The organism is Candidatus Binatia bacterium (genome assembly GCA_029248525.1).
Lineage (GTDB): Bacteria > Desulfobacterota > Binatia > UBA12015 > UBA12015 > UBA12015.
Genome location: JAQWJE010000050.1, coordinates 25,207 through 39,973, shown reverse-complemented (window position 1 = coordinate 39,973; position 14,767 = coordinate 25,207). Strand labels below are relative to the sequence as shown.

General features: G+C 59.8%; 12 protein-coding genes, 3 tRNA genes and 2 rRNA genes. 7 read left to right on the top strand and 10 right to left on the bottom strand.

Annotated elements, in window-relative coordinates; genetic code table 11:
- Together P8K07_16885 and rrf are read left to right on the top strand one after the other, a co-directional pair.
- Positions 1–1,203 (top strand): 23S ribosomal RNA (locus P8K07_16885); the annotation flags it as partial.
- 75 nt (positions 1,204–1,278) lie between these two features.
- A 5S ribosomal RNA gene (gene rrf / locus P8K07_16880) occupies positions 1,279–1,394 on the top strand.
- A 22-nt stretch (positions 1,395–1,416) separates the two neighbouring features.
- Here rrf and P8K07_16875 read toward each other — a convergent pair.
- The 3 genes from P8K07_16875 to P8K07_16865 form a co-directional block, all read right to left on the bottom strand.
- Positions 1,417–2,001, bottom strand: coding sequence for a GNAT family N-acetyltransferase (locus P8K07_16875; GenBank protein ID MDG1960197.1), 585 nt, complete (start codon positions 1,999–2,001; stop codon positions 1,417–1,419).
- Positions 2,002–2,078: 77 nt separating this feature from the next.
- A tRNA-Met gene (locus tag P8K07_16870) sits at positions 2,079–2,152 on the bottom strand.
- Between the two features lie 58 nt (positions 2,153–2,210).
- Positions 2,211–2,564 (bottom strand): hypothetical protein, encoded by a 354-nt coding sequence (locus P8K07_16865; protein MDG1960196.1) that lies wholly within the window; start codon positions 2,562–2,564, stop codon positions 2,211–2,213.
- A 236-nt stretch (positions 2,565–2,800) separates the two neighbouring features.
- Between P8K07_16865 and P8K07_16860 the strand changes: the two genes are divergently transcribed.
- From P8K07_16860 to P8K07_16845, 4 genes are all read left to right on the top strand, one after another.
- On the top strand, positions 2,801–3,196 hold the full coding sequence (locus P8K07_16860; GenBank protein MDG1960195.1) for a response regulator: 396 nt from the start codon (positions 2,801–2,803) through the stop codon (positions 3,194–3,196).
- 110 nt (positions 3,197–3,306) lie between these two features.
- Positions 3,307–4,017, top strand: coding sequence for an MBL fold metallo-hydrolase (locus tag P8K07_16855; protein ID MDG1960194.1), 711 nt, complete (start codon positions 3,307–3,309; stop codon positions 4,015–4,017).
- A 61-nt stretch (positions 4,018–4,078) separates the two neighbouring features.
- The gene (locus P8K07_16850; GenBank protein MDG1960193.1) at positions 4,079–7,273 is read left to right on the top strand and encodes an error-prone DNA polymerase; all 3,195 of its coding nucleotides are present in this window, start codon (positions 4,079–4,081) and stop codon (positions 7,271–7,273) included.
- A 44-nt stretch (positions 7,274–7,317) separates the two neighbouring features.
- Positions 7,318–7,578 carry a (2Fe-2S)-binding protein gene (locus P8K07_16845; protein ID MDG1960192.1) on the top strand — a complete coding sequence of 87 codons (261 nt, stop codon included), beginning with the start codon at positions 7,318–7,320 and terminating at the stop codon, positions 7,576–7,578.
- Positions 7,579–7,639: 61 nt separating this feature from the next.
- Here P8K07_16845 and P8K07_16840 read toward each other — a convergent pair whose 3' ends face one another.
- From P8K07_16840 to P8K07_16810, 7 genes are all read right to left on the bottom strand, one after another.
- Positions 7,640–8,269, bottom strand: coding sequence for an ABC transporter substrate-binding protein (locus tag P8K07_16840; protein ID MDG1960191.1), 630 nt, complete (start codon positions 8,267–8,269; stop codon positions 7,640–7,642).
- Positions 8,269–9,090 (bottom strand): VacJ family lipoprotein, encoded by an 822-nt coding sequence (locus P8K07_16835; protein MDG1960190.1) that lies wholly within the window; start codon positions 9,088–9,090, stop codon positions 8,269–8,271. Before P8K07_16835 ends, P8K07_16840 begins: the two co-directional genes overlap by 1 nt.
- 9 nt (positions 9,091–9,099) lie before the next feature.
- Complete coding sequence (mlaD, locus tag P8K07_16830) at positions 9,100–9,558, bottom strand: outer membrane lipid asymmetry maintenance protein MlaD (protein MDG1960189.1); 459 nt, start codon at positions 9,556–9,558, stop codon at positions 9,100–9,102.
- Positions 9,555–10,346 carry an MlaE family lipid ABC transporter permease subunit gene (locus P8K07_16825; protein ID MDG1960188.1) on the bottom strand — a complete coding sequence of 264 codons (792 nt, stop codon included), beginning with the start codon at positions 10,344–10,346 and terminating at the stop codon, positions 9,555–9,557. The genes mlaD and P8K07_16825 overlap by 4 nt, the downstream gene beginning before the upstream one ends.
- Complete coding sequence (locus P8K07_16820) at positions 10,343–11,059, bottom strand: ATP-binding cassette domain-containing protein (GenBank protein MDG1960187.1); 717 nt, start codon at positions 11,057–11,059, stop codon at positions 10,343–10,345. The genes P8K07_16825 and P8K07_16820 overlap by 4 nt, the downstream gene beginning before the upstream one ends.
- A 230-nt stretch (positions 11,060–11,289) precedes the next feature.
- Complete coding sequence (locus tag P8K07_16815) at positions 11,290–14,268, bottom strand: hypothetical protein (GenBank protein MDG1960186.1); 2,979 nt, start codon at positions 14,266–14,268, stop codon at positions 11,290–11,292.
- Positions 14,269–14,453: 185 nt separating this feature from the next.
- Positions 14,454–14,525 (bottom strand) — tRNA-Arg (locus P8K07_16810).
- Between the two features lie 158 nt (positions 14,526–14,683).
- Here P8K07_16810 and P8K07_16805 point away from each other — a divergent pair.
- Positions 14,684–14,755 (top strand) — tRNA-Gln (locus tag P8K07_16805).
- Positions 14,756–14,767 lie beyond the last annotated feature (12 nt).

Here is a 14,767-nt window from a genome sequence, read left to right as displayed (position 1 = left end):
GAACTCGGCAAAATAACTCCGTAACTTCGGGAGAAGGAGTACCCTTTTGGGTTGCAATAACAAGATCCAAGCAACTGTTTATCAAAAACACAGGTCTCCGCTAAGTCGTAAGACGATGTATGGGGGCTGACGCCTGCCCAGTGCCAGAAGGTTAAAGAAGTTGGTCAATCTTTGATGAAGCTAACAACTGAAGCCCTGGTGAACGGCGGCAGTAACTATAACTGTCCTAAGGTAGCGAAATTCCTTGTCGGGTAAGTTCCGACCCGCACGAAAGGCGTAATGATTTGGATACTGTCTCGGAGAGAGGCTCGGTGAAATAGACTTGTCTGTGAAGATGCGGACTACCTGCACCAGGACAGAAAGACCCTATGAAGCTTTACTGTAGCTTGAAATTGAAATTGGACTTTATTCGCGCAGCATAGGTGGGAAGCTTTGACGATAATCTTGCGGGAATATCTGAGCTATCAGTGAGATACCACTCTTGTAATGTTAGATTTCTAACTTTGTACCATTATCTGGTCAAAGAACAGTTTCAGGCGGGCAGTTTGACTGGGGCAGTCACCTCCCAAAAGGTAATGGAGGTGCACAAAGGTTCCCTCAGGTTGGACGGAAATCAACCATAGAGTGTAAAAGCATAAGGGAGCTTGACTGCGAGACTGACATGTCAAGCAGAGACGAAAGTCGGCTTTAGTGATCCGACGGTGCTGTGTGGAAAGGCCGTCGCTCAACGGATAAAAGTTACTCTAGGGATAACAGGCTAATCTCCCCCAAGAGTTCACATCGACGGGGAGGTTTGGCACCTCGATGTCGGCACGTCACATCCTGGGGCTGGAGCAGGTCCCAAGGGTTCGGCTGTTCGCCGATTAAAGTGGCACGCGAGCTGGGTTCAGAACGTCGTGAGACAGTTCGGTCCCTATCCGCCGTGGGCGCAGGAAATTTGAGGGGAGCTCTCCTTAGTACGAGAGGACCGGGAGGGACGTACCTCTGGTGTGCCGGTTGTAGCGCCAGCTGCACCGCCGGGTAGCTATGTACGGATGGGATAACCGCTGAAAGCATATAAGCGGGAAGCCCACCCCAAGATAAGATTTCCCTGGACGCAAGTCCCTGAAGGCCCGTTAAAGACTATGACGTTGATAGGCAGGGTGTGGAAGCGCAGCAATGCGTGGAGCTAACCTGTACTAATTGGCCGTGAGGCTTGACCGCTATTCACGAGTTACCATGACTGAACGCTCTGAATGCGTCTCTTAGACAAAGCATGATTCTAATCGATATCCGATTTTCGGTGGCAATAGCGAAGGTGCTACACCCGTTCCCATCCCGAACACGGCAGTGAACCCCTTCTGCGCCGATGGTACTGCGTTCTATGGACGTGGGAGAGTAGGACGCTGCCGAATTCTTCTCGATCAGGCCCGACACTTATTTGAGTGTCGGGCCTTTTCGCGTTCGGGCTTCCGTGGGCGCCGCGAGTCGATAGAGGAGATGTGGCTCGAGGGGGTGCCCCGAGGGCACGCCGGGATGCAGGAAGCGCCCGGCCGGCTCCATGCCGATCTTTTCCATGACACGCACGGAGCGGCGGTTGGAGGTCGCTGTAAACGAGGAGATTTCCTGCAAATGGAGTTCCGAGAAGCCGAACTCGACGGCCCTGGCGGCGGCTTCCGGGGCCAGGCCCTGTCCCCAGAATTGCCTGGCGAGTCGCCAACCAACCTCGACACAGGGTGTGAAGTCAGCGTCAAACGTGGCCGCGGAGATGCCGACAAAGCCTATAAACGGGGCCTTTTCCGGGAGTTCCACCGCCCAGAACCCGAATCCGTCTTCCTCCAGCCGGCGCCGGGCCTGATCTGCGAATCGGTCACTCTCGGCTCGCTTGAGAGGGGCGGGGAAGTGCTCCATTACCTCCGGATCAGCATTCAGGTCGGCAAACGGTTGGTAGTCGTCGTCCGTCCATGGGCGCAGCACAAGCCTTCGGGTGGAGAGGGTGCGGCTTTTTGGGTGATTCGCCATGCCCGGCAGGCCTTTCTTCCGACCCTGACCATAAAAAAACGCGCACCTAAACAAGTTGAGGTGCGCGTTTTAAAGAGTTGCGGGGGCAGGATTTGAACCTGCGGCCTTCGGGTTATGAGCCCGACGAGCTACCGGACTGCTCCACCCCGCCCGCGATCTCTAGCGAGCAGGTAGGGAACTGTCAATTCTTTCAGGCAGATTTGCCTGTTTTAACGACGGCCACCGCCACCGCCGCCACCGCTGCCACCCCAGCCACCGCTGCGAGGGCCGGGTGCGCCAATCGGGACGATCTTGGGCATCCGCCAAGGCATATAGGGTTTCTTGTGGGTGAAGATTCGACGACGGGTTCGCTTGACGAGCTCGCGGAGTTCATTGCGAGAAATCGCATCGTTCTCCAACGCATCGCTCAGGCGGGTGTCGGAAACGTCACAGCTCGCCTCGCCGTATTTGTTCTTCACGGTCAGGCGCAGGCCTCCGTCCTTTGCCGGGGTCGCTTCCCATTTGAGGGTGCGATCGACGGATCGAATGATTTCACCTAGGAGTGCCTTGTCCTCTTGTGCCATGGGTATCCGCTAGCCAATAGCGCTCATGATCTCAAGAAGGATGAGACCTTTCGGGCGCGGCATGGGGCCGAGAGGCGAGGGGTAGGCACCCCGGTCATGGCGTGCACGCAAGAGTTTGGGCGCGCTTGCAGGGTTGCAGTGTTTTATCGCGCTGCGTGCCTTGCCTTTCGGGGGTGCTGGAGGCATGTTGTTTGCTTTGTCTGGGCAGAGAATCGTCACGCAAAATCAGGGGGGATGTGACAGTGGCTACTGTTCTCGTAGTGGATGATGACTCGGAGATCCGACATCTGGTCAAGGGAGTACTGGACCGGGCGGGCTATGATGTTCTGGAGGCATGCGATGGTCGATCGGCCGTCGAGATCGCCGGTGCTGACAGGCCGGACCTTGTGCTTCTGGACATGTCGATGCCGGAACGGGATGGGCTCTGGGTGGCCTCGGAGATCCGTTCGCGCAATGGCGCCGATTCTCCCGTGATGGTCGCACTGAGCGCCCGGCACCAACCCAGCGATCGAGAGCGTGCTCTCGAGGCTGGTTGCTCCTTATTCCTCTCCAAGCCGTGTCCCCCGTCACGACTGCGGGACACCATCAAGACCTTGCTGGCCGGAAGGCCCAGCGAGGGACCGGGGTCCTGACCTCCATATTGGCGGTCGTCGCGAAAAAACTCTGGATTGCGCTGAATCGCGGATGACGATGGCTTTTCGCTGTCCGTGAAGAGTTGTCATCGGCACGCTACGATTCCTGCATGCCTGTAGCTCGCCTGCGCCCGATCAGCCCCCACGTGGCTGCTGTCGATTTGCATGGCCGTTTTCAGGTCGCCGCGTTTTTGGTGCGACATCAACGCGGTCTCTGTCTCGTGGACGCAGGTTTCCCCGGCTGGGGCTTTGCGATTCTTACCGCGGCTTCGAGTTTGCCGGCGCCCAACGAGATCACTGATCTGATTCTGACCAACGCGCATGCCGACCATATTGGCGGCACGCCGGAAATCATCGAGCATGCAGACACGCGCGTTCTGAGCTCGGTGCTGGAGAAGCCCTATATCGAGGGAGCCTCTCTTGCTGCGGGGGCTCGAGGCTTTTTGCCGAAGGTTGCTTTGACCCTGAATCATCTGAACCGCAAGCGCGAAATCCCCACGATCGAAGTCGATGCAACCTTGCAACCTGGAGAGGTGATCCACGATTTGGAAGTCCTTGCCATTCCGGGTCATACGCCCGGGCAGATTGCCCTTTTGCACAGGACGGATGGCTTGCTGATTTCCTCGGACGCTTTGTTCAATGTCTCCGAGTCCCCGAGTCTGGACCCGGTCCCGGGGATGACCGCTGATCCGCAGGCGGCTCGCGAGTCGCTGGCCGTGCTGCAGGCAACCGGGGTCGAGGATCTGGCGCCAACGCACGGGCCGGCCATTTTGGGGCGGGCACAAGCCGTTCTTGCGGCCCTTCGCGAGCAGCTCGGCTGAGGCTTGCGCTCGGGTTTGCGCCGACGCTTGCACTGGGGCGAACAAAAAGCGAAGATTGGTCGTGGCTCTTGCGGCGGATTACGTGGAATTACGATGTCGGAGCGCCTTCTCCTTTCTGGAAGGTGGCTCACTCCCCGAAGAGTTGGTCGAGCGTGCTCTGGAGTTGGGGTACTCGTCGCTGGCACTGGCGGATCGTAACGGGCTTTACGGCGCCCCCCGATTCTGGAAGAGCGCTCGCGAGACGCCACTGCGTTCCCTGGTGGGTGCGGAGGTTGAATTCCGGGAGGGGCGTCTATTGTTGCTGGTGGCCTCTCGCGGTGGATATCGCCGGCTTTGTCGCCTGCTGACTCTGGGCCATTCTCGATCCCCGATCAAAGGCGAATTCCAGCTGTCGCTGGCGGACCTCGAAGGCGAAACAGGAGGACTGCTCTGTCTGGCAGGTGGCCCCTTCAGCCCGATTACGAATGACTTGCGGTACGGGCGAACAACGCAGGCACGGCAACGCGCGAGGGTTCTCCACCGCCTGTTCGGAAAACGTCTCTGGATCGATATCCAAAGATCCCGGAACCTGCGCGTCGAGCGTCGTAGTCGGGCGTTGACCGACCTGGCCGAGGCGGTCCACCTTCCTCTCGTGGCTTCGGGTGATGTCGCTTTCGCGCGGCCCGAGAGTCGAGCTTTGGTCGACCTGTTCTCGAGCATTCGTTTGGGACGCCCTCTTGCCGAGCTGGGACGAGACGCCTTCTCGAATACTGAGCAATGCTTGACCGATCCACGCCTGATGGCGGAACGCTTTCGAGACCTGCCCGAGGCTCTGAGGCAGAGCCGGGAGATCGCCGAGCAGTTGGAGTTTCGTATGGGCGATCTGGGCTATCGATTCCCGGAGTGTCCGGTGCCCCCCGGAGCTTCTTCCCTGCAGTACCTTCGGGAACTCACATTGGAAGGAGCGACGAGGCGTTATGGATCGCCGCTTTCTTCGCGTGTGCAGTCCCAACTGCAGCATGAATTGACCATTATCGGGAAGCTGGGTCTGGAAGGTTATTTTCTGATCGTTCACGATATTGTTCAGTTTTGTCGGAACGCAGAGATCCTGGTGCAGGGCCGAGGTTCGGCGGCCAATAGCGCGGTTTGCTATTCTTTGGGGATCACGGCGGTCGATGCCGTCGGTATGGATCTTCTTTTCGAGAGGTTTCTCTCCGAGGAGCGGGGGGAGTGGCCGGATATTGACCTCGATCTTCCCTCGGGTGCGCAGCGCGAGAAGGTGATTCAATATCTTTATCGTCGCTACGGTGGGTCGCATCGCGCGCCGGCCGATGTCCCACAGGCGCCAACGGTCGGATCCGGTGTGGCCATGACCGCCAACGTGATTACCTATCGCCGCCGGAGCGCGCTGCGTGAAGCGGCGAAAGGTTTTGGTCTCTCCCCTCTGCAGGTGGACCGGATCAGTCGCGACCTCGGGCGACAGGGGTTGGCTGCGAGTGAAGGGTCGTTAGCCGAAAGGTTCATGGAAGCAGGGGTCGATCTCAACAGTCGGCGGATGCAGCTTCTGGTGCGGGCTGTCGAGTCCATGGAGGGACTGCCGCGTCACCTGGGGCAGCATTCAGGCGGCATGATTCTTTCGGCCGGTCGACTGGATGAAGTCGTACCGCTTGAACCTGCGGCAATGCCAGGTCGAAGCGTCGTGCAATGGGACAAGGAGGATTGCGCGGATCTGGGACTGATCAAGATCGACTTGCTGGGCTTGGGGATGCTCGCGGTCCTTGAGAGGACGATTCCCCTGGTCCGCGAAACCTCCGGAGTCGATCTGGACCTGGCGCGACTTCCGCCGGATGACCCAAAGACATACGCAATGATCCAGAAGGCCGATACGGTGGGCGTCTTCCAGATCGAATCACGTGCACAAATGGCAACGCTGCCTCGACTGAAACCGGCGACCTTCTACGATCTGGTTGTCGAAGTTGCCTTGATTCGCCCCGGACCGATTGTGGGGAAAATGGTCCACCCCTATCTCAATCGCCGATCGGGGCGGGAGCCTGTTCGTTACGCACATCCCTCGCTGGAGCCCATTCTGCGTCGGACACTTGGGGTCCCCTTGTTTCAGGAGCAACTGTTGAGGATCGCGGTTGTTGCCGCTGGCTTTCGCCCCGGTGAAGCCGAAGAACTGCGCCGTGCCATGGGGTTCAAGCGTTCAACAGCAAAGATGAAATTTCTCGAGGCGAAGCTCTACAGGGGCCTCGCGGAGCGCGGGATCGAGGCAGGCGCGGCCGAGGAGATCGTTCAGGCCATCACCTCTTTTGCGATGTATGGCTTCCCCGAATCCCATGCGGCGAGCTTTGCCTTGATCGCCTACGCATCGGCCTATCTGAAGGCGCATTATCCGGCCGCCTTCCTTTGTTCGCTTCTGAACTGCTGGCCCATGGGATTTTATCATCCGTCCACACTGATTTCGGACGCCCAGCGGCACGGGGTCGAGGTGCTCCCGGTAGACGTCCTTCGTTCGTCATGGGATAGCACGCTGGAGAAGGGGTCTTGTCGGGGGCAACCGGTGGTACGTCTGGGATTGCGCTTCATCCATGGTCTGCGCGCCGAACAGGGGGTGCAGCTGGTCCGTGAGCGCGAACGGAAAGTCTATGGGAACCTTCAGGACCTGGCCGCACGATCTTCTTTGGCGCAAAACGAGTTGGGTCGTTTGGCTCGGGCCGGCGCATTGGCCTCTTTGGGCGAGGGCGACCGGCGTGCGGCTCTATGGCAGATTTCGGCTTTGCCACGACCTCGCGAAACTTTGCTTCATGGTCTCGAAACGTCTCCCGAAACCGCGGCCGATGCGTTCATCCCACCGGAAATGACCCCTTGGGAGGAGCGATTGACGGATTATGCGGCCACGGGTGTGACGACCGAGCCACATCTGCTCGCGGAGCTGCGTTCGGAACTGCGGGGAAAAGGGGTTCTTTCGCTGTCGCAGATGCTCGCGCTTCCGGATGGAGCATCTGTTGAAGTCGCGGGGGCGGTGATCGTCCGTCAAAGGCCGCAATCGGCTGGTGGGTTCTGCTTTCTGACCCTGGAAGATGAGACAGGGCTGGCAAATGCGTTTCTTGTTCCGCAGATATTCGAGCAATTCCGTAGGGTTTTGCAGAAATATCCTTTGCTGATCCTGAGCGGTTTTCTGCAGAAACAGGAGGGTGTGACCCATCTGAAGGTGGATTCTCTGAGGCCGGTAGGGACTGAGGAGCACCTTCCACCGGCGCGAAATTTTCACTAAATTTCCCTATTGATAACGATAATCAATATCTATATCCTTACACCATGATCGTTTGTCTTTGTCAGGGCGTTTCCGAACGAGTCGTCCAGACCGCCATTCGCGGCGGTGCCTGCACACGCAAGGAAGTCACCAATTCCTGCGGCGCGGGTGCCGGTTGTGGAGGCTGCCATGGCTCGATTCGAGAATTGCTGACCGAGGCGAAGGCGGAAGAGCGGCGCGAACTTGCCAAAGTCGAGAACGCTCAGTCCCGCGAAGACAAGGGCACGCACCCTCTCACGGGTGTTCTTTTCCCCGCACCTGCCTGAGGCGAGGCTGGCCTGCCACTTCCGACCGGCACCTTCTGGCTATAGCCGGGAAGGCGCGGTGCTACCGGGAAGGCGTAGTCTGATCCGGCGGCAGGATGCTCTGACCGCTGGCATTTTTTTCCGCCAGAAAGACGAGGGTCTCGTCGAGGCCCCGTTTGGAGAAGAGTTCCTGCACCTGAGAGCGGAAGTTGGCCACGAGGCTGATATGCTCGACGACGACGTCGATGACGCGCCATGACCCCTTGATCTTGCGCAGGCGATAGTCCACGAGAAAATCCTCGCCTCCGGGCTGCAGGATTTTCGTCTTGACCGTCCAGTCGCCGCGGGGCTCTTCGCGATCACCGGTGATCAAGATCGTCTGATCGTCGAAGCGGCTTATATTCTTGCCGTAGGTCACGCCGAGATGCTTTTGGAACTCCTTGCTGAAGGCCTTTTTCTGCGCGGTGTCCATACGCCTCCAATTGCGTGCCGCAACCAGTCGGGCAATGCTCGGGAAATGAAATCGCCTGTCCGCGATGGTCTCGATCCGGGCGATTTTGCTCTCGTCCGAGAGGTTGCCTTGCTTGAGAACCACGATGACTTCGTCAGCCATGTCAGAGACAAAGGCCGTCGGCTTTTGTTCCGAGCCGATGCTGGTCCCGGGCAGCAGGATTGCCACGAAGAGCATCAGAAACTGCATCACGAACCGCATCACCATTCCTCCTCATCGAAATCATCGAAAAAATAGAGTTCCTCATCACGTTGCCGGCCGGCTTCTTCGGCTCCGAGAATTCGCTCCTGACGCTGTTGCCCGTAGGCATCACGTGCCGCGATGTAGAGATCTAATGACGCGTCTTTGAGGTCCTCGACCTGACCGAGGAGGAGGGCGCGTCGATTGATCGTATCGGCCACGACCGAGCCGATCAGAATTGGCCAGTCGATGAAAAATGTGGTGATTCCGAGATATCCGTCCACCAGAAGTCCGACCGAATCTCTAGGATTTGAAGGCCCCCACAAGGGCAGTACGAGGTAGGGCCCGGGCGGGACGCCCCATTTGCCGAGCGTCTGTCCGAAGTCGGCCCTTTGGCGTTCCAGATCCAGAAAGCTGGCTGCGTCGAAAATGCCGCCGATCCCGAGAGTTGTGTTGACGCAAAATCGACTCAACGCGAGCGCGGCCGGATCAAGCTCGCCTTGCAGGAGAAGATTTACGAATCGCACCGGAAAGAGCAGGTTGTCGTAGAAATTCTCGATTGCGTATTCGATGGGTTTCGGGGCGATAAAGTCCCACGTGCTGGCGACCGGCTGAAGGACCCAATCGTCGAGGTCCTCGTTGAAGCCGAAGATAGCGCGATTCATGGGCTCGAGAGGGTCACGTCCCTCGGGATCGGCGTTCCCTTCGACAGTCTCCAACTCTGCGGTGGGGTCTATGGGATTCGTCCCGGCAGCCAGACTCGCCGAAGCCCCGAAGGCTCCCATCAGGAGCAGGAGAGTAAAAAGAGTTCGGCGGAACCGATCTGGAGTCTTCCCGAGCACAATCGAGCTTTAGTTGGGCGCCCCGACATTGTCGAGAACTTTGCCGATCAAGCGTTCCAGAATAACCGCAGACTCGGTGAAGCTGATTTCTTCGCCGGAGGTAAGAATCAGGTCCTCACCCCCGAGCTGGAGGGAAATATAGCGATCGCCGAGGACGCCGGCAGTGACGATCGATGCGCTGGTGTCGGTCGGAAGCTCCAGCGACCCGTCGAGTTCCATGCGGACACGAGCCCGGTAGTCGTCATCGAGCGCGATGGCCCGAACGCGCCCGACCCTGACCCCGGCGATATCTACCGGAGCGAGCTTTTTGAGTCCCGCAGCTTCATCGAAGGTCGCAAAAAGGACCAGGCCGCCCTTTTCGGCAAAGGGGTCCTGGCCGACGCGGAAGGCCAATACGGCAACGGCAATCATGCCGAAGATCACGAAGAGTCCGGCGATCAGATCGCGTGCAGGTGAACGTGTCATCATATCTCGAATCCCCATAAGGCCGTGACGAAATAATCGCTGATCAGAATCGCGACCGAGGTGAAGACCACGGTGGACGTCGTAGCGCGACTGACGCCTTCGGCGCTCGGTGTGGCGGTGTATCCCTGGAAAGTGGCGATGAGCCCGGCCAGAGTCCCAAAGAGCAACGACTTGACGTAACAGGCGCCGATATCGTCAGCGAAACGAATTGAGTCCTGCAGGCCGCTGAGAAAGGCGCCTGGATCCATCCCCATCAATTCGACCCCGACAAAATAGCCACCTGCCAGACCGAAAAGGACAAAAATGGCGGTCAGAATCGGCATCATCAAGATCATGCCCAATGCCTTGGGGGCAACGACGCTTTGCAGCGGGTTGATCGACATCATGCGCAGACCATCGAGCTGTTCGGTCGTGACCATGGACGCGATTCCGGCGGCGGTAGCGGAGCCCGCTCGTCCGGTGACCAACAAGCCGGTAAGGACCGGTCCCAGCTCTCGAATCAGACTCAGGCCGACGACGGTTCCCAGCGCGCCCTCGGCGCCGAAGCGAACCAGGGTATTATATCCCTGCAGACCCAGAACCATGCCAACCGCCAGCCCGGATATGGAGACGACCAGCAGGGAAAGAACGCCCAGCAGCCAGGTCTCTTCGACCAGCCGACGCCCGCGCCATGGTGGCTGGATGATAGCTGCCAGGAGCTGGGCCGAGAAAAAAAGAAACTGGCCGAGGCGCTGGATCGCGGTCAGGGTCTGAAAACCGAGTTGACGGATGGCCTGGAGTGTTGCGTTCATCCGAGGCTCCCCGCGGGCCGACTCTCCTCGAAGAAAGCCGCGATTTCCGTTTCGGGTCGGGCGCGCATCTCGTCTGGCGTGCCTGATACGTGGCGGTCACCAAGAAACAGGAGCACGTGATCGGCCATCCGCATGGTGGAGGGAATATGGTGGGAGACCACAAGGATCGTCATGCCGTGCTCACGGTTCAGATCAACCAGTAGTTCCTCGATGCGGCGGACCGATATTGGGTCCAACCCGGAAAATGGCTCATCGCATAGAAGAATGCGGGGTTGGTGGACGATGGCGCGTGCGAGCGCGGTGCGGCGCAGCATCCCGCCGGATAATTCACCTGGAAGCAGGTGGTCGACCCGGCGCAAGCCGACGCTCTCGAGCGCTTCGTGGACCCGCGCCTCGATTTCCCCCGCGGTGAGCGCGGTATGCTCGCGGAGAGGGAGGGCAATATTGTCAAAGACGTTCAGCGAGTCGAGGAGGGCGCCGCCCTGAAAAAGCATTGCGACCTGATCGCGGACGGCGCGTAATTCGCGCGGATTGGACCCGACGACCGATGTGCCGGCGACCTCGATGGTTCCCGAATCGGGGGCGATGAGGCCCCCGATCAATCGCAGCAGAGTGCTTTTCCCCGCACCGCTGCCCCCGAGTACGACGCTGATTTTCCCCGCCGGAAAGCAACCGCTGAAGTCATTCAGGACCGAGCGAGAGCCAAAGGACATCGACACATCCTCCAGCCGGATCTCGGCAGGGCTTGAGCTATCGGGACCAGTCGCGACCATCGGTATGGCAGGAGCCTATCAGAGGGCTGCCTGCGAAACGACTAATGATTCCGATGCCGCGAACGCGTCTTTGGGGTCGGGCTTTCCAGTCGCCGTCGGGATAGAGGATGTGCCGGGTCGCGTTGCTCCCGTGTTCCGGCGTGTCTGCGCAGAAGGAACTCGTCCATCTCTCAGTCCAGGACGACGGCATCGACAGGCAGGTAGTCATACAGGTCGTCTGTGTGGTGCTGCTCGCGCAGTTCGTCGGCCTCACGAAGCATGGCGACAATCTCGCTGAATAGCTGGTCGGTAGCCGCCCGGTCGCCACCGGGGTCGACGCTATCCAGCCAGTTGAGCCGCACGAAGTTCATCGCCTTGGCGGTGCCCTCCCGATCAAAAGCGCTGCCGGATCGTTCCAGGTCGGCATGAACCAGATACAGCCACATGCGAGCGAGGTTGCTCATCAATCGTTGGTTCCAGAAGTATCTGGGGTCGCTCTTGCCGACCATCGGGCGCTGGAATTCGCTGTGCTTGAAGACCAGGAAGGGCCGAATGCTGGCCCATTTGCCGTGTCCGGCACGGGCGTGGTGCCAAGGCCGAATTTTGGCCGCGGCGTTCGCTTTCAGGGCCGACATCCGAGCGGTGATAAAGGCATAATGCCCATTCCAGACGCCGTGGTGCAGCGGGTAGAAGTAGTCGCCGGAGATTGTCGCAAAATCATCCTCGGAACGCAGCAAGGCATCGTCGACCATCCAACCGGCCCAAAACCAGGCCCGCTGCAGTATCCGCGATTGGATATTCTGCTCGCGCTCGCGGGACTCGGCGGGGACGAATTCCGGAAAAGTGGTGCAACCGTCGGGGTGGTTGCAGTTGAGTGGGTGCTGGCGAATCAGGTCGCCCACCCGCCAGAAGGGATTCCTCGCGATGGAGGTTGCCAAGCTGGCCTCATCGGTTCCGCCTGGCTGGTCAATTGTTGTATCGGGAGCCGCCAGAGTCCCTCGGCGCAGCATATGGCCCATGACTTGAATGGCCTCGTATTTCGTCTGCATCCAGGTGAAGGCTCTTTGGTCAGCAGGCGTGAGTAAGGTCTCATGGCTCCCGGTGTTCTCCCGAATCCTGTCGTAGAACCTCCAGAAAGCAAGGTCCGTCGGATTTTCGGCATAGCGGTCGAAGCTCGCGTAGAAGGCTTCGTCCTGATCGGGAAGGGGCTCGGTTGCCAGGTTCGGCAGCCATTCGGCGACGCTGGCCGATTGGCCAGTATTGCCAGCGGAATCGTCTGGATCCTGACCGATATGGCTGGGCCCGTGGAAGGTGTCCTCTGACCAGCGGTCGAGTCGAACGCCGATCTGCAATTTATGGACATCGAGTGCCAGAAGTTGTTGCTCGGCGAGCTCTGCCTTGGCGCGAGAATCGATCACATCCGTGAGCAGGATCAGACTCTGCTCCTCGGCGAGGTGTCGCAAGAATGCAAAATCGCGTTCCCGGGGTGTGTTGCCGGGGAGTGCGGCAAAGCCGGGCTGCAGCGGGCGGAATTTCGCGGGGTGCAAGAGCTGGGTAAGTGCGTGCTCTTCCCGCTGTATCCGGACCAGCTCCACGATGGCCTCGGATTTCTCCGCCGAGACGTGCTCGAGGGCCCGGCGACGGATGTCTTCATCGCGGTAGCCGATGATCGCCAAATCAAATCCATCGGGCACATGACATCCAGCGCACGATCCGTGGTTGCCCTGAAATCGGAAAGCGTCGAGACCGGCCTCTCTGGCGAGTCGTCGTGCTTCCGGCGCCAGGATGCCACCGGTGCGTACGGCGGCGCAGCGAGCGTCCCCCTCGGCCGGACATAGGATGCTCTCGGGATACAGGGCGGGCAGGGGTGGCGTATCCTCGACGATCCTTTCGATTTCGGAAAAAACGAAGGGTACGCGAATATGCGACGCTGCATGGGAGGAGACGGGCTCACCCGTGCGGATCTCGGGGCCTTCGCGGGGCGGCATCAGCGGGTTACGAAACTCGATGCGGATGCGTCCATTTTCAAGGTCTCGATAGGCTCCGATCGCCGTCAATCGCGGAAACCGTGGGGAGTCGTAGAGGTCGAGGCCACGATTTGCGTGCGCGGGAGCGGCTGTGAAAAGCTCCTCGCGGTCGACGATGCCGTCATCCTCGAAGTCGAAAAGGATTCGGGCCTGCGCATAGATTCCGTTGGTGGTGCTGCCGTCGAGGTAAACCCACAGCGAGCTTGGACCCAGATCGGGCGCATGGGAGGCGGTCAACATATCCGCCTCATAGACAAGCGCGGTCGGTCCGAGAGGCAGCCTGTCAAATCGTCCGGCAGTGCCGGGCTCGATCTCGAGACGGCCTGGCTGCAAGGCGGTGGAGGGCCCTACCAGGTGAAGGCGGTTGTTCTCGAAGAGCAGAGTCGTGCCGGGCGCCGGGTCCTCGGGTGCAGGGCCCTGTTCCCGCGCGCAGTCGTTCGAACAGAGGTCCGTCTCGGAGAGGTTTCCGTCGTCGCAGGATTCAGGCCCCTCTACCAAACCGTTGCCGCAGACGGCTGAGCCACACTGCGCAGGACCGGGCATGGCGCGCGCCGAGAGACGACCGGCCGTCGTATTGATCCGCGTTTCGGCGGTGTCCGCCTCGAAAGACGAGCACAACCGCTGGTCCCCTATCTGCAAGTCAAGGTCCATCGAGGCCAGCGGGCCGGTCATGGGCCAGTCCCAACCGGGGCCTCGCGCCGTCCATCGCAGACTGCCGCTGCGCGCGGTCTGCCGCAGGGAGATCGAGCGAATGCCGCCTCTTGCGGCGGACGGGTCGTGGTAGCGCCAGCCCCGACTGCCGGCCGGTTGGCCCAGCGCGCTCCATTTGGTCGGATCCAGCAGGATTCGCTCGGTTCGGCCCTCGTGAACGGGGGCGCCGCCGGACCAGCGCACCAGTATACTGGTTTCCTGGATGCGCGGATCCGGGAGGGGATCGGTGGTAGCGAGAGCCGTCGTCTTCGCCGACTTCAGCACGACAAGGCTGCGGGATCCGCCTTCGGTTGGTTCCACTCTCAGGGATCTCCCGGCCAGCGGCCGGTTGGCGTCAGCGGGACCGCCGGTGAGGAGGACCAGCGCCAGAGTGATCAGGCCACTGCATGCTCTTTTGATGTTCATCGATTCGCCCCCCGTCGGTTCCTTCATGGAGGCAAAATGTTGACCGGGAATTCGAGATGTAGCCAGAGTCCGAAAGTCGATATTCCGGTTTTTTCGACCGATTCAGGCAAAGTCAGTCCGGGCTGCGGGGGCGGACGCTGATGCAATTGGGTGGCGCGGGTCCTGCGGGGCTGAAAATAGAAAAGCCCCTGCGAGGCAGGGGCTTTTCAAAGCGCGCCCGGCAGGAATCGAACCTGCACTTAGGGCTCCGGAGGCCCTCGTGATATCCATTTCACTACGGGCGCCTGAGGTTTTCCCTTACAAGAGCGATACGCGAGATGCCATGAGTGGGCGGAAAATTCCATGGAGGCACCGCATTCGTGGCTTCCTCGGCCCGTCTCGGTGGCAGCGAGGGGTCGGGATCGCTAAGGGTAATGGCGGCAGAGAAGACCTTCACTTTTGGAGGGCGGTAGCCAAGTGGTAAGGCACCGGGTTTTGGTCCCGGCATTCGAAGGTTCGAACCCTTCCCGCCCTGTTGATGAAGCGG

Bases quoted from the DNA above. Each gene is read 5' to 3' on its own strand.
- P8K07_16875 (MDG1960197.1), bottom strand. From the start codon at position 2,001: ATGGCGAATCACCCAAAAAGCCGCACCCTCTCCACCCGAAGGCTTGTG.
- P8K07_16865 (MDG1960196.1), bottom strand. From the start codon at position 2,564: ATGGCACAAGAGGACAAGGCACTCCTAGGTGAAATCATTCGATCCGTC.
- P8K07_16855 (MDG1960194.1), top strand. From the start codon at position 3,307: ATGCCTGTAGCTCGCCTGCGCCCGATCAGCCCCCACGTGGCTGCTGTC.
- P8K07_16845 (MDG1960192.1), top strand. From the start codon at position 7,318: ATGATCGTTTGTCTTTGTCAGGGCGTTTCCGAACGAGTCGTCCAGACC.
- P8K07_16840 (MDG1960191.1), bottom strand. From the start codon at position 8,269: ATGCGGTTCGTGATGCAGTTTCTGATGCTCTTCGTGGCAATCCTGCTG.
- mlaD (MDG1960189.1), bottom strand. From the start codon at position 9,558: ATGATGACACGTTCACCTGCACGCGATCTGATCGCCGGACTCTTCGTG.
- P8K07_16825 (MDG1960188.1), bottom strand. From the start codon at position 10,346: ATGAACGCAACACTCCAGGCCATCCGTCAACTCGGTTTTCAGACCCTG.
- P8K07_16820 (MDG1960187.1), bottom strand. From the start codon at position 11,059: ATGTCCTTTGGCTCTCGCTCGGTCCTGAATGACTTCAGCGGTTGCTTT.
- P8K07_16815 (MDG1960186.1), bottom strand. From the start codon at position 14,268: ATGAAGGAACCGACGGGGGGCGAATCGATGAACATCAAAAGAGCATGC.